This is a genomic window from Shewanella sp. GutDb-MelDb (genome assembly GCF_002836075.1).
In the GTDB taxonomy this organism is placed as follows: Bacteria; Pseudomonadota; Gammaproteobacteria; order Enterobacterales; family Shewanellaceae; genus Shewanella.
In genome coordinates, this window is sequence record NZ_PJBM01000122.1 from 1 (window position 1) to 19037 (window position 19037).

The following is a 19037-nucleotide window of genomic DNA, read 5'->3' on the forward strand; positions in this document are numbered from 1 at the left end:
TGTTTTTCTGATTCTAGATCCGTTTTTTCTGTTATAAATTGGCATAGTGTCGTTGAGGTTCTCGATTCTAAAGCTAATGAGTTTCGCCTAGCATACTTGTTTGCTGATGAATCTTTACTGCAATGCTTCAGGAGATAATTTTAGGTGCTAAAAGCGCCAATATAAGTGATTTATAGGTGTTCTTTACCATTGATAAAGCGTTATTTTTTATCAAAATTAGAGAGATAATGGGCTGAGTTTGTACTGTTACTTTATAGTGATGATAGCCGTTTTTACTTTATATAGACGATAGCTGATGGCTAAAATGATGCAGATCCCAGCGGGAATACTGAGCGCGTAGAATTGAAAATGGTGAAATAGCACCGCGCCTATTGTGCCACCACAGATAAAGCCTGTGATGATAAGTAAAAACAGTACCGCTTTGCGTTTATCAAAAATTTCCCCTTTGAACCAACCTCCTAACATGATCCCAAGATCTGTAAATATCCCCGTGACATGTGTTGTTCTGACAATCGCGCCACTATAGGTTGTCGCCAACGCATTTTGCAATCCACAGGCCGCAGATGCCAGATAGTGGCCAAAATAGGTCCCCCCTTGCAGAAAATAAATAGCAAAAAGAAGCAGTGAGGCTTCGATAATAAGCAAGGTATCGTAATGGCGGCCAAGTTTAACTGAGCTCCCAGATAGCAGTGCACCCGATAATGTGGCGCCCAGCATAAAACTGACAAGGAGCCCAATAAGATGAAACAACATTTTAGGTGATGAGTTCAGTAACTGGGTGCCAACTAAAGTGGCGGTGCCAGATAGGTGAGATACCGATTGATGCTCAAACCCCATCAATCCAATCGCATTGATACAGCCTGCTGTCAGCGCAAGAATAAAGGCGCCATATTCAACCCATTTGGGTAATTTTGATATCACATGAACTCCAGATTTGAGCGCGGTAAGTCGATGATTTATTTGCTGAGAGCGTAATGGCCAGTTTGTATAGCGTAGAGACTAATAGTGTTATGTCGCAATGTGTGAAGGTTGATTTAACCATCAAAGCGGCTTGTTTTCGCTGTGAGTATTTTACCGTCTATCAAAGGGCTCAACTGTTTAGTCGATCGCAAAACCGCAGTCATTCGTTACTAACTTATCGCTAGAACTAAGGCTGTGAATATTCACCTAACCCTAGTCCAATATCTGAATCGTTTATTACCTGTTTTATAGCGGGCAATTGCGCGTTAATAAATGCATATTCTCCGATAAGGTTAAGCGAGTGCGAATATTGACCAGTGTGAACTAAGCCACAGTTTGTTGTTGGGTGATTGCAATACCATACAGTTATTGGCGTAGGCCAATAACTAAGGCAGCGATGAAGAATGGCTGTTTCATCTATATCCGTTGATTAGGCTGATTTATGTCCAGACCCAAAAAATGTCGACACTTATCCTGTTGCGCACCCTATAGCCTGTTTAAACCTAATGGTGTTCCGTCCGTCGAACTCGAAAAAATTCAACTCGACGCCGATGAGTTTGAGGCGTTGAGTTTGGGCGATGTGAAGAAGATGAGCCAAATTGACGCCGCGGCATCGATGGGGATCTCACGGCAAACATTTGGTTATTTACTCGCTAGTGCGCGGCAAAAGGTGGCAAGGGCTATCACTCAAGGTCATGCGCTGGTGCTCCCTCAATCGGCCAACACCCAATAAGGAAGTTTTATGATTATTGCAATGCCAATGAGTCGAGGTCGACTCGCAGGCCACTTTACTAAAGCACAACGTATTGGCTTTTTTAATGAATATCATCATCTGGTGACGAGTTTTGACAACCCGGCATTGGCTGGTGGTTGTAGTGCAAAAAAAGCAATGCTGAATCTAATCAAAGAGCAAAAAGCCGATATTGTAATGGTGCAAAATATTGGCGAACGCATGCTGGGTAAATTACTCGATGCTGGAATAAGCGTGAGTCAAGGTGATAACACCTTAGGCATTGAGCAGCTATTAACAAGCTGTAGCGATGTGAGTCTTCGACTGCTTAATGCATCAGAGGGCAGAGCCTCGCTTAATCATCTAAAAAAAGACGGTTGCTGTGGCAGTACAGGCGGTGGGTGCGGCTGCAGTGGTGGTGCTGAGCCACAGCCTTTATTGAGTAAGGTGGCTCCAGATAGCGGAATAGAGAGTGCAACCCAGGGTGTAAAAGTGAGTTACGCTGGATTTAGACCGATAAACTAGCTTCACCTTCAAGTAATAGCGCTAGCTCTCTTTGTAGCAAGTGGAGGGTTTTGAACGCAAGGTACGAGTTTAATGACAAGGTCGTTATTAATGGTGGCATCAACGGTAGCTTTAACGCTACCGTTGATGTTTGTTGTTATTGTCACTTAATTTAATAAGCAAGGTTTTCAACTGCCCCTAATACGTTGGCGGAGCATTTGGATTAAGGTGGGGGCGATAGACGCTAGGATCATGCTGGCCATCAATAAATACTGATGTGGAGTAAATGACTCTCCTAACAAAACCATGCCACTCACAATGCCTGCTACCGGGTTGGCGATGCCGCCAAAGGTAAAGTCGACTACCGTCATACGCTGTAATAACCATACATACATGATGTAACCCAGCACGGTATTAAGCAGAATTATCCAGCCCAATCCAAAGCCGTTAGTCATACTAAACTGCTGAATGACACTGACATATTGCTCAGGTGAAAACAGTGCATGAATGAACGCTGCAACTAACAGTAACAGCCCACCAATAATCAACTGCCAAGTTAATACCGTCCACCAATGAATGCGTGTCCCGAGTGCTTTAATAATGGTGCTGCCAACTACAATGCAGCTAATAGCGGCAAACATAGCCAGTAATCCGAGCGGATTTAACGTGATAGCACTGGGGTCAAATAGCTTCCAAGCCAAGATGATTAACACCGCGCCAAATACAGCCTGCAGTGAATTAGGGCGTTTTTTACTTATCACCCAATGAAAAAGCATCGCAAAAACAGGCACCGAAATCATGCCTACGCCCGAAATCGCCGAGGGTAACGTGAGCGCCATAATAAAAATCAAACTAAAGAATGCGGCAATGTTGATGGCGCCTAACTTAATCAGTACAGACCAATCCGCTTTCTTGGGCAGGCTAGGCTTAAGGGCTAGTAAGATCAGTCCTGCTGGCAAAGCACGAATGGCACCGAGCAATAAAGGGGGCCAGTCAGGCAGCGTAAACTGCGTCATGGCATAAGTCGTCCCCCAAAAAAAGGCGGGGATCATGGCTAGAAAAATATTCATATACTACCTTAGAGTTAAGTATCTTCACGTAAAGATATAAGCTGATTGTGAACCTCTAATTTATTTTTGTAAAGTATCTTCTTATAAAGTATCTTTGCGTTAAGTTTAATTTAGCCGTTTAACAAACAGAGTATGGTGTGAAATGGATGATATCGATAAAGTCGTCGCACAATGGGGCGAAGAAAAGCCACACTTGCAAACGCTACCGATGGAAATTTTTGGACGCATAATGCGTTTGCAAAAGCATATTGAAGCAGAAATCGCAGCTTGTCATAAACAATATGGGCTAACATTGGGGGAGTTTGATGTGCTCGCGACACTGCGTCGCTCTGGCGAACCTTTTAACTTGACCCCGTCAGCCTTGTTGTCGTCGATGATGTTGACCTCTGGCGCGATGACAAATCGTTTAGATAAGCTTGAATCTAAGGGTTTTATTGAACGGGTGCACAGCACTGAAGATCGCCGTAGTGTTTCTGTTGGTTTGACCGAAAAAGGCTTTGCTATTATTGATGAAGCGATTGAAGAGCATGTGCGTATTCAGCATCAGTTAGTTCAGCAGTTATCAGATGCAGAAAAGCCGGAATTAAATCAACTGCTCAAAACGTGGTTAGCCGCTTTTGAAGGCGGTCAGTAGTAGAAAACCCCCTCTCTTTTAAAAGAGGGGATAATGGTTGTAGATGATGTGATAAATCATCTTTGGGGCCTAAGGCGACGTTAAGTAAACCATAACCTTGCTAGCTAGCCGTTAAACCAGATTTAACACCCAACCTAGAATGGTAAATGACACCAGTAGCAGTACAAATAAAAGTGCCAATAAACGCCATTGCATTACTTGCTTTAACATCACAAATTCTGGGAAGCTAACAGCAACAGTACTCATGCAAAATGCCAGTGTCGTTCCTAATGGCACGCCTTGTAGCAACAAGCTTTCTAATACGGGTATTACGCCAGTCGCATTGGCATACAGTGGGATCCCCATTAATACTGCAAGCGGAACAGACCACCATTGGCCATCACCTAAATTGGCTTCTAACCAGCCTGCTGGGACAAACCCATGCAGCGCCGCGCCTATGCCTACACCGATAATGACCCATTTCCATACTCGTCCAAATATCTCAACCGTTTCAGACTTAGCAAACTGATGTCGCTGTTGCCAGCCCATCGTGCTAGCAGCTTGGGTCGATGATTGGCCTGGTGGTATTGCTGTTGCGGTCGATAGTTGGCCTCTAGCATAGGCTTTAGCGGCTAAGGGTTGTAACCATCGCTCGGCTTTTAATAAGTCGAGTAGCGCGCCACCCAATATCCCTATGGTTATGCCCGTTAAGACGTATAACAGCGTGACTTTTAACCCTAATAAGCTGAACAGTAATAGAATCGCAACTTCATTAATCAAAGGGGAGGTGAGCAAAAAGGCCATGGTAATACCGATGGGGATGCCCGCGGAGGTGAAGCCTAAAAACACCGGAATACTTGAACAGGAGCAAAAGGGGGTAATTGCGCCAAATCCAGATCCTAAACCATAACCGACCAGTTTGGGTTTACCTGATAAATAGTCACGTACTCGTTCAACATTAAGTGACGCTCGTAACCAGCCAATGGCATAGATCATCACAATCAGCAGGGCAAATATCTTGGTGGTGTCTTCAACAAAAAAATGTACCGCTTGGCCAAGTTGGTTTTGGCTGGATAAGCCTAATAAATCATAAACCAGCCAATCGGCAAGTACTGAAAACCAAATCAACATTGGTTTACCTCGCTAAAGGGGTTAGAGAAAGTTAGCAATCGTCGTTAGCTGTCACTAGCGCTCTCTTGCTAGCCCACTGATGACTATTTACCGATGACGAGCTATAGATAAATAGTGACAGACGCTTATTGAGTGTTGTTAGCTTGATGTAATAACAGCTCAATTTCAGCATGGGAAGGCACGTTCCCCGCGCTCATTACCACGCCATTAATGACAATAGCGGGTGTCGACATGACACCATAATCTAGAATGGTTGTCATATCGGTGACCTTTTCAAGTTCAAAGTCTAGCGCTAATCCCTTGGCAACTTGCTCTACATCGGCGGCTAAGTTGGTGCACTTTTTACAACCACTTCCTAATATTTCAATTTTCATATTGTTGTCCCATTTTTAATTAATGTACGTAGATTATTGCGATTAACACTTAGCAAAGTGTGTACTGTTTAAGAGGGCTTAAGCAATCCGGCTTGGGCTTTGGCATTCTTTTCCAATACCGCCTCAACACAGCCAAACATTTTTAATAGGCAAGGGGTTTCAAGGCGATAGAAGATCTTTTTTCCATCGCGGCGGCTACTGATAATTCCCGCCTGTTTTAATACCGATAAATGTTTAGATACCGTTGAAATATCGGCGTTAACACCATCGGTGAGATCGCAAACGCAATGCTCTTGTTGCTGTAATTGTTCTAACAGCCATAGACGTGTTGGATGCGCCAGCGCTTTGAGCACTGCTGCACGAGCAGTTAGTCGCAGTTGTTCCTGTTCTGTCATACCAATGTCCTTCGTGGGTAACCCGATAGGCGTTCAATACTTTATCATTTGGCAAAGTGACCAAGTGTTATGGTGCAAGTATAGCGTAAAAATTTTATTGATTATCGTGACCGAGGGAACAGTTCTAGTAAGTTTGCAAACAAGAGGATAAGTCTAATAGGTTGTTAATGGCTGTTAGGGAACAATGGATTGTGACGGAGATTAACAGTGAGCTTTTGAAGATAAATATCGAGGGCGGTGACTTGTTTGGAGGTGTGGGGAAGGAGAGTTGATTAACTCTCTTCCCACAAAAATCTTTTTTGTTACTGTTGTAACTGAGCTTTTGCTGCTTCAACTTTTGAAAAATCTAATCCAAGTTCGGTGACAGCTTCTTTAATTAGGCCTGGCGCTTGCATTACTAAGCCCATCATCTGTTGCAGCTTTTCTGCTGGAATACCTAACTGGCCAACGGTCGCCATCGCCATCATTGGATTTTCAGTCAGTGTTTGGAACAGCTCACTGATTTGTGCGTCACTGATATTGTGTTCTTTTAAGATAGCAAGAATCGGATTCATTGAACTGCCTTCATATGCAAATTAAGTAAAATAGAGGGGGGATTCTATCACTCATGACAGCTAATTCGACGCTTTGGTAAAATAAAATTATCTGATGTTGAACCGTATCGAAGAGGAGTAATACCAATTACCTTAAGTATTTGACCAATTCAGAGTGCCTCAGACTTTTCCACTCAAGGTGCATTGGTGAAAAAAGTGTTATTCCCTTTTAAGCCTAGGCACATTTTTGCAGACACGGTATTCAGTTAGATTAAGGCGCTTTAGGGCGTTGTAAATCGAAGCGGTTTGCTTCGGTGATGCTGTAGTAAGCAGTGGGGCCACCAGCGCGTAATATTGGCTCGGCATCTGAGGTTAGGTATTCACCCTGGGCGCTAAGTAGGTGTTTGGCAATATGCACGGCAACCACTTCCCCTAAGACTAACCAGCTATCAATTTTATCACCATTAGCGCCTTGTAGTTGAATGAGCTGCGAGAGCTTACATTCAAAATTGACTGGGCTTTCAACTACGCGATCGGCAGCTACAATCGTTCCTGGTGTTGCAGTGAGCCCAGAAAAATTGAATTCATCTTCGGAGTTAGGTAAAACGACTGAGCTTTGATTCATTTTCTCGGCAAGCTCTCTGGTGGCTAAATTCCAGATAAACTCTTTGGTCTCAGCTATATTGGCGACACTGTCTTTCCAACCGATGCTGGAAAAACCAATAATGGGTGGGCGATAGTTAAAGCAGTTAAAAAAGCTGTAGGGAGCAAGATTGCGCTGCCCTTGAGCGTTCCTCGATGAGATCCAACCAATGGGCCGCGGACCTATAATTGCACTTAACGGATCGTGGGGCAGTCCATGGCCTTTACTGGGTTCGTAAAAGTAGCGGTTATCATCGTTCATCGTTATCTTTCCGTGATGGCTGTCAGTGATGGTTCAACGTCTCAACTTCTCGCGGTATTGTCAACCAGCCAGTACTGGCCCATTACTGATACTCATAAGGATGCGAATATTGACTGAAAATTTAAGGTTGAATCAATCACGTAATTTGTAGCGACTCTTTTTTGCACGCAAAAAAAACGTCTAAAAAGACGTTTTTTTCGTTATTGGATAACCTATTCAGCTTGGCATTTTAGCTCGGGCAAAGCCCTTGTTTCATCACTGTCTGGCAGTTTAATGGAGCAAACGTCAGCTTGGATCATCAGCTGCACCATTTGTGGCATCTCATCGTTTCTGCCCATAATTAATTGGCCACTAGGGTCTTTATGGGGCGCACGTTCAATGGCCAGCAAACTGCTTTGAGTAAATGCTGTTTGGCCTATTTGTATCTTGTTAGCCTTGAGTAAACTGGCAATGGCTTGCTCGAGCAGGCGAGTGTTATTGGCAGTCGATGATACTAATACGGCAGGTACCGCTTTAGTGTCATTTTCAGCAAAAGCACCGCAGCCACCTAGGCCGATCACGCCCATTGTAAGCACGGTGCCAAACACTCGCCGTAGCATTATAAAGCTCCTTTCATATCGATAATGATACGGTTGTTTTGCAAGAACGACTGGTTACGCTCATCTTTTAGCATAAAGCCTTCATCGATAAATTCATTGACGGCTTGAGAGCGAGCAACGCCAGCGGCAACTGCTGGGCAGCGCTCGTTATCTCGATAATAAAGCGCAGCACTTAATAGGCGTTCATCCGTATCACCCAGTGCATGCCCTAAATCATCATCAAGCATACAACCTTGAACCTCACTGGCGAGTGTTGGGCTAGTCGAAGGCACAAAGCCGTCAGAGTATTCACCAAACCCCTTGTCATTCACGCCTTTAAACTGAATCGTAAAGTAGGTGGTGCCACAGTTAGGTGTTGGATAAAAACCGTAGGGTTTACCACAGGTTGTGCCGCCTAATTGAATGACTTCGATATCGACACCGCGTAAACCGTTCATTAACGCTTCACTAGCAGAGCAAGTACTTGAGGTCGTAAGCACATACACTCGTTTAAGATCGAGTGTTGGAAGTGTGGAACCGCCAGTGAGTAATGCAGTATTAAACCCCAGTGTTTCGTCTATAAAGGGCATGGGCGATAAGGCCTGATTGTTCACTGGGTTGGTATTTGGATATTTGTCATTGAAGCTGGTTTCTTCAAAGGTGCGGTTGGTGGTGGCATCTTTACCGGCAATCATGTAGCCGAGTTGGCTCGCCATCGCGAGTAATCCCCCGCCGTTATACCTAAGGTCGATGACCAGATCGTTAATACCTGCTTGGCTCAATGTGGTCACAGCATCAAATAGCCCGCGTTCAGCGGTGGCAATATGCGCATTAAACTGCAGATAACCCACTTTACCGCTAGTGGTTTGAATAGTTTTAGTATTTTTCACCGGGGTCGAGACTATTGTTTGTGCGGTTAACATTACCGTTCGATCGGTTGCAGCGTCAAGATCGCGCACGGTAAAGACAGTTTGCTTACCATTTTGGCTTGGAAATAGGCCAGCATTGATGATGTCGATACTGGCGCTATCGGCGGCATCTCTGACACTCACGCCATCAATTTCTACAATAACGGTACCGCGAGAGACATTAGCAGCACTGGCGGGAGAGTCAGGCTCATTATAAGTCACCGTCACTTTACGGGCACCGCTTTGGGAAGCGTTAGTGAGTTTAAAATTGAGACCGTAGCCTACTGAAGCACCAGATTGATTCAGATCCTCCCATTCAGCGGTAGACATTGAAAAGTGGAAGTTATCTTTGTCATTACCCGAATCTGACTGCTCCTCTGTTATCAAAAGCTTAAAATACTCTGCAACTGAATAAGGAGCGGGATCACGATCGATAATCTCGCTATACCAAAGGTAAGTATCGTTGCTCCACGAACGTAACCAAAGCTTTTCAGTCTCTGCGCTACCGGTTTGATTGGCTCTGCATTGGTTAACTAAACTAGAGTCACTAGCAAACTGACCTTGCACCCAAGTTTCGCTAGAGTCTCCCCCACCACAAGCGGATAAGCCAAGTGTAGTGACGATAACTAGCAGCAGTAATTTTGTTGAACCCAACATCATAAATAATCCTTTGGTTTTGCTAATATGTTTTAACAAACAGGAATGCAATTAGTAGAGGTTGCAACTTTATTACAAATGAAACAATTTGTAATGTAAATTCGCAATAATGTAAGCCTTAATGTTGGGGTTTGATGGTTGATCTTGCCAATGCCTGATCAGCCCCCCTTAGTGTGGGGCTATGATTACAAGCAAATTGTACTTTCATCCTGTGCTACCTTAGATAAAGACGTATTATTAATTGTTTGCCCACTATCATCATTGGCCATAACAGCTATACCGCGATGCTTGTTGTCGCAACCTGCTTAATAGCAGTTGGGCCTAGTCTTTATTATTACTGCTAACAGATAAGGCAATCTATGGAATATCCCTCATTATCGAGCAATATCACCCAGCTTATAGGTCATACCGATCTGCTGCGGATCGACAGCTTATCTACGCTGAGTGGCTGTGAAATTTTAATTAAATGTGAGCAACAAAATCCAGGTGGTTCGATTAAAGATCGTGCTGCACTGCAGTTGGTTACCGATGCCATTGAAAATGGCAAGCTAAAGCCGGGCATGACGATTGTTGAAGGTACAGCGGGTAACACGGGTATTGGTTTAGCGTTGGTGGCTAAAGCACTGGGGTTCAACATGTTGGCGGTGATGCCGCGAGGCCAAGCGTCAGAAAAAGAGCAGATGATCACTCTACACGGTGCCAAACTGATGTTGGTTGATGCTTGCCCATTTGCCAACCCCGATCATTTTTACCATACGGCAAAGCGTTTGGCGGAGGCTAATGATGATTATTGGTGGGCCGATCAATTTGAGAATACCAGCAACAGCAAAGCGCATTATCAGCACACTGGGCCGGAGATCTGGCAGCAAACCAATGGCAATATCGATGCGCTAGTGTCGGTGGCGGGCACTGGCGGCACAATTGCGGGTAACTCTCGTTATTTATCAGAACAAAATCCAGCGTTGCAAACATGGTTGGTTGATCCCGACGGTTCCGGCATATATGCCTACCTAAAATCAGGTGAGTATGTATCAAGCGGCAGTTCGTTTACCGAAGGGATAGGGATCATGCGCCTTGTTGAGAACTTTAAGCAGGCTAAAGTCGATAAAGCGATCACCTTGCCCGATCTCGACCTTATTGCCATCGCACGTCATGTTCAGCGTGAGGATGGCATTGTGCTCGGCAGCAGTGCTGCGCTGAATGTTGCAGGGGCACTCTACGCCGCGGCGAAAATGGGCAAGGGCAATACGATTGTGACTTTTTACTGTGACTTAGCAGAGCGTTCTTCGTCCAAGCTGTATAACGCAGAGTTTCTTAATAGCAAAGGCTTTAATCAACCGATTGAGTCGCTTGAAGAGATGTTTCAGCGATATAAAAACCAAGCTAGTGAGGCGGTGGTTAATGTCGCGCGTTAACTCGCTGAGAGCGATGTGCACTTTTGCTTTAAAGAAGTGCAAAATCGAGATAGAGGCTAGCAACACAAGGTATACTATGCGCTCTTTTTTGCGGCTTGCGAGTTGATATGATTATTTTTACCACTAACTTTGGCGATATTGAGATAGAGCTCGATTTCGACAAAGCCCCCGTTAGCGCTAAAAACTTCCTCAAATATTGTGAAGATGGTTTTTACCAAGGCACCATTTTTCATCGGGTGATTAAAGGTTTTATGGCACAAGGCGGTGGTTTTACTGCTGAAATGGAAGAAAAGCCAACCCGTGCTGCTATTGTCAATGAAGCCAATCGAGGCCTTAAAAACCTCAGAGGTACGCTTGCGATGGCACGTACTGATGCACCGCACTCTGCTACTGGTCAGTTTTTTATTAATTTAGGCGACAATGCATTTCTTGATTATACCGCGACGACTAATGCAGGCTGGGGTTATGCTGTGTTTGGTAAGGTAACGGCGGGAATGGATGTGGTCACTAAAATAGGTCGAGCTAAAACGGTTTCTCAAGCAGGTCATGACGACGTGCCTAAAGAGCAAATCATTATCGAAAAGGTCACTATTAAGGATTAATCACTCCCGCCTAAAACCACTTACTCATTAAAGCGCTAATATCAATAGCGCTTTTTTGATCGCGACATGATTAACGCCATCAGCTGTGCAAACATAACCCCTAAAAAGCTGCTTAGCAGCAGACTTATACCCGCTTGCTGCAAGCTCCAACTTGGCTCGTTGGTCGGTATCAACAGCATCAGCAGAAATATCGTAACCGCAAAAGCTTGTCCGATTTTTATGGAACAGTGATTTTTATTAGGTGTAGGAGGGTTGGCTTTCATTGCGGTTACTTTTTGATAGCTTCTTGCGAGCGAGCGTCTCTTAAGCGGTTGCTTCATCAACCACCATAGTGGTGCACTCAGTGTCAGTAGCAATAAGCTGGTGAAATTCCATAAACAGGGGATAACGCCACTGCATTCTGGGCAAACATAGCCAAACCAATGGCCGAATGCATTGCCATTACTCCATAACATGCCTGGATTCATCGCATGGCAATGTGGGCAGGGAACAACTTGTCTGGCTAATAATGGCTGCTTACTGTGTTTTTCAATGAGCGTGACCTTGGGAAGCCGTTGACCTAATACTAATTCGTTAATTGCCAATACGGGATTGATGGCCCAAAACAGTAGTAATGGGCTCGGCAGCTGCAGTATCTGATACTTGTTAGGGTCATATCGCATCTTAACTCCTGATCAATATAGGGCGTTTCGGCTTAGCTGTTCGCCTCGTTAGTTAGCATTACACACAAGCATTAATTCGGTTACGTCCATCGGCTTTGGCGCGATAAAGCGCGGTGTCTGCGGCGCATAGCAATGCAGTGCTGGTTCTAAATTGTCCATTAATTTCGCTAGCGTGTCCTTGGCTCACACTGACCGAAACAGATGCATCAAGACCGATATCCATGTAGCTTAAGTCGTTAATGTTCTTTTGAATCAGTCGTGCGGTTTGCGCTACCTGCCTAGCATTGCTATTGGGCAGAATAATGGCAAACTCTTCGCCACCATAGCGGGCAGCGGTGCAATCTAAATTCGGTAATGAGGCTTCAATTGCTCTGGCTATTTTCTGTAAACAGTAGTCACCTAATATATGGCCGTATTTATCGTTAAAAGACTTAAAGTGGTCAATATCGATAATCAAAACACTCACCGGGCGACCTTTATCGACACAGGTTTTCCAGTGGCTTTGTATTTCAGAATCAAACACACGACGATTGGCTAGCTTGGTTAAGCAGTCGGTGGATGCCCATTGGTGTAGCTGTTTATATTCGGCGCGATACTTAGTCAGATCTCTAATCACAATGGCAAACAGGGGCGTGCTTAATGCAAAATGTGTTATCGACACCTCGACATCTTTGCTGACATCGTTTGGTAACCGCAGCGTGGTCTCTGCTGGTGCGTGGTTTAGTGGGCGGCTACCGGTACGTGATTCGATAATCATTTTTTGGTAAAGGGTTTTTTGTGGCTCTAATAAATAGTTTTGCCACTGCTGGCCAATCAATGTTGGTGTTGTCATCGATTGATTAGTATTGAGCTGTTCACTACTGAGATCTTCGCCAATCAATAAGTCGAGAGCATGCTCGTTGATAAGTTGAATGGTGCCGTGTTCGTCGACGACGACTATGGCTTCCATAAGCAGATTAACCATCATCTTAAGGGGTTGCAGGTGGGTGCTTTGAAGCTGGCTGGCGACGGCTATCGGCTTAAAAGGTAATGTTTCACTGGTGGCAGCGTGCTCTGTAGGGCCATCGCTGATAGCGGTATTGGCGATAATAGCGGTCGGCTGCGACGCGACAGTCGCGCTGTTTTTGCTCGTCGCAATAGTCGTCGCCATCGAGAGCGCTGAGCTTACAGCTGCCTTAGAAACGGTATCCGTTGGAGTCGCCAACATAGCAAATATCCCTTTTAAATGATTAATTTAACGCTTAGCCCACGTCAATTGAGTTAATACTTTAGCTAAAGGGGAAATACTTTACCTTTCGGCAACCTTCCTAATTAAGTCATTGTTACTATGTGGTTTTGTTCTTAATCTTGATGTTAAGGTGTCAACTTAAAGTGCTAGATTTGCTCGTGGCTATAGATAAAAGTATTAGTTTGTAGGCTATTAGCTTGAGTATTTAGGTTCGGTGCTAGGTGCTAGGTGCTAGGTGCTAGGTGCTAGGTGCTAGGTGCTAGGTGCAGCAGAGGGAAAGGAAAATATGGCCACCCATGAATAATCGCATGTTTGCAGCCTGCCGACTAAACTTGAACAATGAGCTTATGTAGGAGGTTGCCATGCCCCGTCCACGAAGAACGCAAATTAGTCTTGAAGACACTCCTTTTTACCATTGTTGCAGCCGTGTGGTTCGACGTGCTTTTCTCTGTGGCGATGATAAATACACGGGTAAAAACTACGACCATCGGCGAGGTTGGGTAGAAGCGCAAATACTCAAACTTACAGAGGTCTTTGCCATTGATGTCGCAGCTTATGCAGTGATGAGTAACCATTTGCATTTAGTACTTTATATTGATGTTGAAACCGTTAATAACTGGTCCGATAGAGAGGTCGTAGAGCAGTGGCATAAATTATTCAATGGAACGCCGTTGACGCAAAAGTTTGTTAAAGGCGAGGTGATTGATGACTATTTAGTTGCTCAACTAAAGCATGCTATCGCAACTTACCGTTCAAGGCTTTGCGACATTAGTTGGTTTATGCGCTGCCTCAATGAGCCCATAGCACGGCAAGCTAATCTTGAAGACAACTGCAGCGGACATTTCTGGGAAGGGCGTTTTAAATCGCAAGCATTACTTGATGAAGCTGCAGTGCTGGCCTGCATGGCTTATGTTGAGCTCAACCCCATTCGAGCCAAAATGGCCAATACGCCTGAATCTTCAGATCACACCAGTTTGCAACTGCGTGTTAAAGCGGCATTAAACGGTAAACAACCCACAAACTTACTGCCATTTATTGGTAACGAGCACCAACATCAACCTAAAGGCATCGCATTCAGCCTGAATGATTATCTTGAATTGGTTGACGAAACAGGACGAATTATTCGTGATGGTAAGCGAGGATCAATATCTGCGAATGCACAAAAGATATTGCATCGACTGAATATACCTACTGCCAACTGGCTGAAAATAACCACTGAATTTGGCAGTCTTTTCCACGGCCCAGTAGGAACGTTGCAGGAACTAAGCACCTACTGCGAACATCTAGATAAAAGGCGACGGCATTTTTCGAGTAGTTGTCAGTATCTGCAATAAGGTTAGATTCCATCTCAAAACTCTAAAGCTGCTTTCTCTGAAAATCAACAGAGCTGAAACTCCGCACCTGTAAATCAACAATTTCACGATAAATCAGTCATCTTTCACTCTTCACAAAAAATATAGCCCTTTCTAAAGCACCAGCAGCACAGTGAAACATCCAGAGTCCAAATATTTCTCTATTCGCTTCGTATGTTATTGATTAACAGTGGCTGGCTAATCTATTTGTGCAGTGAAATATCCAGAGTCCCAATATTCATTACTTGCTTCGTATGTTATTGATTAACAATGGCTGGCTTATTTATTCTCTTTTGTTGCGTCACCGCTTGAGCGGTGGATGCGGTGGTTAATCGGTAGCTGGTGAGTAATAATCTGTTGAGAGTCGCAGTGCTAAATTTGACTGAGGGTTTTATTATAAGTCCTTTTAAATTTATGGCTGCTTTGAAAATATGAAAAAGGGATGAGGCGGAAACGCCCCATCCCTCGGGATTAACTATGGCTGGCCATAATTAATACTTAATTGGCTACTAGTCTGTTCCGCGATTGATAATTTCTGGGTCAGGGCTTAATAGCATCAGGCTATTTTGTTCATTGGTTAGTATAAAGCGGAAACCGGTCTTACCTACAATTGCATCAGAATCAACGAGGTCTATAAACTGACTATCATTACCTAATTCCACGCTATCAATCACGTTATCGAAAGGAGTGGTAAAGGCGGCACCGACAAATGTAAGCCCCTTTTCGGTGTGATCAACCAAATGATAGCGGATTGTTGTATGTTCATTAACAACAAGACTACCGGTAACAGGGGCACCGTCCTGAGTGTAGTTAAACTGAGGGACATTATCATTATTTAGGGTGACTGTGAGCGTAAACTCTATGAGTGTTGTATTGTTAGGCATTTCATCTTCCTTTGATGTGGTGGGTAAATTGATTATTTAATATATATATGGTCTTTACTTAGCTGCTCTATAGGTGCAATCGTTAAAATTGATTAACTTCAATACCATGGCTTTTTAGGTTACCTATTAGCTCCGGTTGACTGGCTAATTCATCTAGGCAAGTTAACGCTCTGGCATAAGCAATCGTAAATTTGGGATCTTTATTTATCTTTACAATGCTTTGCATTCGTTGTTTGGCTTGCTGACACAAATGCATGTTTAAAGGTTCATTGTTTATGGCCATTGCAATCTGTACTTGCAGTAGCTCGCTGGCAGATAAGTTACCTAAATAAATTCTATTTTCAGGTTGTGTTGCGACTATATGTTTAAAAAGCTCAGTTGATAGCAGTGCTTGTTGGGCACTCTGTTTATAAGCCGTGGTTTTTAGATAATAACTTGCTGCAGCAAAATGATATTTGGCCCAAACAATGTCAAACTGTTTAGATTTAGTAAGTGACTCATCAGATTTTAGCTGTATTGCTATCCGCGCGGGCTGAAACTCCTCTGCCAAATGTTTAGGGTTGTCGATAAATCTCAACATCATAAAGTAGGCGTAATACTGCTGCACTCGCCAGACATCATTCTCTGGGTCGTGTTTTAGTGCTGCGGTTATGGTCTGATAGCTCAGCAGTGCTTGTGAATAAGCTTCGTTATGGCGGCCAAGATAATGGAATAGGGTCGCAAGTATTTGATTACTACTGGATAATCGGTCGAGGGTGTATGGGTCACTGTTATTACTATTATTTAACTGCTGTTGGATTTGCTGATGTATTTTAATTGAGGTTTGAATATCGCCCTGTGCCAATACAGCGCGGGCTAACCATGAGCGAGTATTAGTGACATCAGCAATGAGTTGAGAGCTGATTGTATTGTTAGCCAATGCTTGTAGTTTTAGCTCTAGCGAGGTTTCAAAACCTTTCTGGGCACTAGCGAAGTCTTGCTGTTTTACCGACACAGACCCCAACGTACTCTGCGCATAAGATAACTCCATCAATGCATCATTATCCTCTGGCGCAATATCAAACATGGTCTGGCTGTAGGCGAGATACTTTTCAAACCACACTCTGGCGGCATCCCAATCGCTTTTATCGTAATCGAGCTGACCTATCCAAAAAGCATTGGCGCCTAAGGTTTTAAGTAGTTCTAGATTATGTGGCTGGGCAGTTAATAACGCAGTTAACTTGCTGCGAGCGGCATGAAAGGCGGTGCTGGCCTCGTCGAGCTTGTTGCGCGAATAGGCTACTTCGCCCATGGCCTCAAGGGTTTGTGCGTGTTGGAAGTTAGCGTCAAAGCCTAGGTTGTTATCGATATTGAGCTTGGCGTCAGTAAAGTACTCCAGCGCCTTATTACTAATACCATCGAGCAGGTCCATGCGGCCAATGCCGCGCATCTTGTCGGCGAAATCACCCACCATAAAGCCGAGTAGGTTTTCTGCCGCTAAACGCTTTTGCTGCGCCATTTTTTCCGCTTCGGTGCTCTTGTAACTCATCACTATGGATACGACTGACAGCACGCACAGCGCTGCAATGGTGAAATGTCGACGCCAGCGTTTGCTGCGTTGTTGTTTGGCGGAAGCGGCAATCAACGCTCGCTCCTGGGGTTCAATGGTAAACAAGGGATTATCTTGCAGGGCTAATGCCTCATTGAGAGGTTTGCCATCGGCGAGCAGGTAGGCGCTATTTTTGTGCTCTTTGCGCCAGCGCTTGGCAAGATGATATAAGCGGCTTTTTATCTGCAAGCTAGTATTGTGCTCATCAATCCAGCTCGTGGCGCGCGGCCAACGCCTTAATAGTGCTTCGTGGGCAATGCTAAAGCAGGGCTCACCATTTTGCAGGTGTGAGACAAACAATCGGCTGTCGACCATGGCTTGCACTAAGGCATTTTCGGACTCGGATTCTGATTGTGATTTAGCGAGCAGTTGTGACCAGCGCGCGGTGCGGCTGGTAATGGACACTTCATCTTCTCTTAGGGTCACCAGTAAGGACAACACATGCGGCAGGCAGTTTTTTTGCTTTTCAGTTAAGCCATTAATGGCATCTTCGGCATTTTTACCTATGGCGCCCTCGATGCCGCCGAGCTCTTGATACACAGTGACTTGCAACTGATCGTCGCTGCTGCGCCTTAGGTATAAGGCTTGCAACATATATTGCAGCATTGGCAGTGCGTCAGGGTTGCTGGCAGCTTCGCTACAAAGCATTTCGTCTAGCGGCATGGCGCTATCGGGATCGATGTCCCACGTTAAGTTGGCTGCGATAGCGGGCAGGCGGATCATCTGTAACAGTTCACTGCGAGAGGGCGGTGCTAAGTCAAAATGGGCGCCGCGACTTTTACCCGCCATTAATGTGGGGTAGTTCACCAGCAAGGGGTAAAACTCATTACGACAAGCACTTAAGATAAGCACAGTGCCTGAGGTGGCTAAGTGTTCAATAAGCTCGACAAAGATATGCCGCTCTTCATCTTTAAACAGCGGTGATGAGAGTAATATTTCAAGTCGATCGATGAATAGCGCGAAATGGGTATAGTTATTGGTTTGCGTTTTTAGCGCTTGCTGGCATAGCTTAATGACGGCATTGGGCTCATCAATCAATGTGGTTGCAAGGGTGTCTGCACTATAACCGTCAAACACGGGCAGATCGTTTAACTCCCAATCGAGCATGGCGCTGGCCAGTTCAATAAACAACTGCGAACTGCTTACATCAGCAAAATCAAGACCACTATAGGAAGCGACTTTAACGCTGTTGTAACCGGCGGTGGTCATTAAGTTAGGCATAATGCCTGCATTAATGAGTGATGACTTACCACTGCCGCTGGGGCCTAAGGTCAGGCAGAAGGCTCTGCCGTACTTAATTTGCTGGCTTATTCTATCCAGCAACACGCTGATCTGTTTACCTCGGCCAAAGAATACGTCGGCATAGTTGGCGCAATACGCTTGTAAACCAGGAAAGGGAGAACCACTTTGCCAGCTTTGGTGAGCGGCTACCTCTTCTTGGCCAATGGGAAAGCGTACTTCGGCTAATGTGCGATAACCCCGTTTACGAATGGTTTCAATGAATATGGGGGAGGTGGCGCTGTCGCCGAGTGCGCGGCGTATTTGATTAATGATTTTGTGCAGTGGATTGTCACCCACATCGGTGTTGGGCCAACAATGATTGACGATGTCATCGCTACTCAATACTTCACCTGCGCGTAGGCAAAGTAGTTTTAGCACATCCATGGCTTTTGGCTCTAGCTGCTTGACCTGCTTACCCGCGCGTAAGCTGTTTGCATTGGGGTCAACTTGCCATTCACCAAAGAAAAAAGTGTGATCACTCATAGTTTCATTCCATTGAGTCCTGATAGGGTGATACCTATACCTAAACGACTTAGAACCGCTCCCACGTGAATGCTATTTATATCAGCGCCTGCATTTCCAAGTGGCTTGAGTATAGCAGCCTGACACTAGGTCATCGTTATTAGGTTTAGCCTGTATCTAGTCAAAAATAAATTAATAAATCAGGC

The 19037-nt window shown here is 44.7% G+C and carries 19 protein-coding genes; 6 read left to right on the forward strand and 13 right to left on the reverse strand.

Going from position 1 to position 19037, the window contains the following annotated elements:
• Positions 1-246: 246 nt before the first annotated feature.
• Positions 247-921 carry a YoaK family protein gene (locus tag CXF82_RS03145; RefSeq protein ID WP_101093502.1) on the reverse strand — a complete coding sequence of 225 codons (675 nt, stop codon included), beginning with the start codon at positions 919-921 and terminating at the stop codon, positions 247-249.
• A 481-nt stretch (positions 922-1402) separates the two neighbouring features.
• On the opposite strand from CXF82_RS03145, the gene CXF82_RS03150 reads away from it, so the two are divergent.
• Both CXF82_RS03150 and CXF82_RS03155 read left to right on the forward strand, forming a co-directional pair.
• Positions 1403-1693, forward strand: a complete 291-nt coding sequence (locus tag CXF82_RS03150; protein ID WP_102039084.1) for a DUF134 domain-containing protein — start codon at positions 1403-1405, stop codon at positions 1691-1693.
• Positions 1694-1702: 9 nt separating this feature from the next.
• Positions 1703-2215: a NifB/NifX family molybdenum-iron cluster-binding protein gene (locus CXF82_RS03155; RefSeq protein WP_102039085.1), complete on the forward strand. Its 513-nt coding sequence runs from the start codon at positions 1703-1705 to the stop codon at positions 2213-2215.
• A gap of 167 nt (positions 2216-2382) precedes the next feature.
• On the opposite strand, the gene CXF82_RS03160 is transcribed toward CXF82_RS03155, so the two are convergent.
• Positions 2383-3264: a DMT family transporter gene (locus CXF82_RS03160; protein WP_102039086.1), complete on the reverse strand. Its 882-nt coding sequence runs from the start codon at positions 3262-3264 to the stop codon at positions 2383-2385.
• Between the two features lie 142 nt (positions 3265-3406).
• Between CXF82_RS03160 and CXF82_RS03165 the strand changes: the two genes are divergently transcribed.
• On the forward strand, positions 3407-3898 hold the full coding sequence (locus CXF82_RS03165) for a MarR family winged helix-turn-helix transcriptional regulator (RefSeq protein ID WP_102039087.1): 492 nt from the start codon (positions 3407-3409) through the stop codon (positions 3896-3898).
• Positions 3899-4009: 111 nt separating this feature from the next.
• On the opposite strand, the gene CXF82_RS03170 is transcribed toward CXF82_RS03165, so the two are convergent.
• The 7 genes from CXF82_RS03170 to CXF82_RS03200 all read right to left on the reverse strand — a co-directional run bounded on the left by CXF82_RS03170 (position 4010) and on the right by CXF82_RS03200 (position 9360).
• The gene (locus tag CXF82_RS03170; RefSeq protein WP_101093507.1) at positions 4010-5008 is read right to left on the reverse strand and encodes a permease; all 999 of its coding nucleotides are present in this window, start codon (positions 5006-5008) and stop codon (positions 4010-4012) included.
• Positions 5009-5133: 125 nt separating this feature from the next.
• Positions 5134-5382: a thioredoxin family protein gene (locus CXF82_RS03175; protein WP_102039088.1), complete on the reverse strand. Its 249-nt coding sequence runs from the start codon at positions 5380-5382 to the stop codon at positions 5134-5136.
• A 68-nt stretch (positions 5383-5450) separates the two neighbouring features.
• Complete coding sequence (locus CXF82_RS03180) at positions 5451-5777, reverse strand: ArsR/SmtB family transcription factor (protein WP_102043641.1); 327 nt, start codon at positions 5775-5777, stop codon at positions 5451-5453.
• A 302-nt stretch (positions 5778-6079) separates the two neighbouring features.
• Positions 6080-6331, reverse strand: a complete 252-nt coding sequence (locus CXF82_RS03185; RefSeq protein ID WP_101093510.1) for a DUF2999 family protein — start codon at positions 6329-6331, stop codon at positions 6080-6082.
• A 250-nt stretch (positions 6332-6581) separates the two neighbouring features.
• The gene (locus CXF82_RS03190; RefSeq protein WP_102043642.1) at positions 6582-7214 is read right to left on the reverse strand and encodes a flavin reductase family protein; all 633 of its coding nucleotides are present in this window, start codon (positions 7212-7214) and stop codon (positions 6582-6584) included.
• Positions 7215-7426: 212 nt separating this feature from the next.
• Positions 7427-7813 (reverse strand): hypothetical protein, encoded by a 387-nt coding sequence (locus CXF82_RS03195; protein WP_232775166.1) that lies wholly within the window; start codon positions 7811-7813, stop codon positions 7427-7429.
• Positions 7813-9360, reverse strand: coding sequence for a S41 family peptidase (locus CXF82_RS03200; RefSeq protein WP_102039091.1), 1548 nt, complete (start codon positions 9358-9360; stop codon positions 7813-7815). The genes CXF82_RS03195 and CXF82_RS03200 overlap by 1 nt, the downstream gene beginning before the upstream one ends.
• Before the next feature lie 356 nt (positions 9361-9716).
• Here CXF82_RS03200 and CXF82_RS03205 point away from each other — a divergent pair, with 356 nt between their 5' ends.
• The gene (locus tag CXF82_RS03205; RefSeq protein WP_102039092.1) at positions 9717-10772 is read left to right on the forward strand and encodes a cysteine synthase A; all 1056 of its coding nucleotides are present in this window, start codon (positions 9717-9719) and stop codon (positions 10770-10772) included.
• A gap of 107 nt (positions 10773-10879) precedes the next feature.
• Positions 10880-11374 carry a peptidylprolyl isomerase gene (locus CXF82_RS03210; protein ID WP_101093514.1) on the forward strand — a complete coding sequence of 165 codons (495 nt, stop codon included), beginning with the start codon at positions 10880-10882 and terminating at the stop codon, positions 11372-11374.
• 41 nt (positions 11375-11415) lie between these two features.
• Here CXF82_RS03210 and CXF82_RS03215 read toward each other — a convergent pair whose 3' ends face one another.
• Both CXF82_RS03215 and CXF82_RS03220 read right to left on the reverse strand, forming a co-directional pair.
• Complete coding sequence (locus tag CXF82_RS03215) at positions 11416-12036, reverse strand: hypothetical protein (protein ID WP_102039093.1); 621 nt, start codon at positions 12034-12036, stop codon at positions 11416-11418.
• Between the two features lie 58 nt (positions 12037-12094).
• Entirely contained in the window at positions 12095-13243 is a 1149-nt protein-coding gene (locus tag CXF82_RS03220) for a sensor domain-containing diguanylate cyclase (RefSeq protein ID WP_101093516.1), read from the reverse strand.
• Between the two features lie 383 nt (positions 13244-13626).
• On the opposite strand from CXF82_RS03220, the gene CXF82_RS03225 reads away from it, so the two are divergent.
• Positions 13627-14598: a transposase gene (locus CXF82_RS03225; protein ID WP_101093517.1), complete on the forward strand. Its 972-nt coding sequence runs from the start codon at positions 13627-13629 to the stop codon at positions 14596-14598.
• 527 nt (positions 14599-15125) lie between these two features.
• Here CXF82_RS03225 and CXF82_RS03230 read toward each other — a convergent pair.
• Both CXF82_RS03230 and CXF82_RS03235 read right to left on the reverse strand, forming a co-directional pair.
• Positions 15126-15500: a DP-EP family protein gene (locus tag CXF82_RS03230; protein WP_102043643.1), complete on the reverse strand. Its 375-nt coding sequence runs from the start codon at positions 15498-15500 to the stop codon at positions 15126-15128.
• An 82-nt stretch (positions 15501-15582) separates the two neighbouring features.
• Positions 15583-18852: an nSTAND1 domain-containing NTPase gene (locus tag CXF82_RS03235; protein ID WP_102043644.1), complete on the reverse strand. Its 3270-nt coding sequence runs from the start codon at positions 18850-18852 to the stop codon at positions 15583-15585.
• Positions 18853-19037 lie beyond the last annotated feature (185 nt).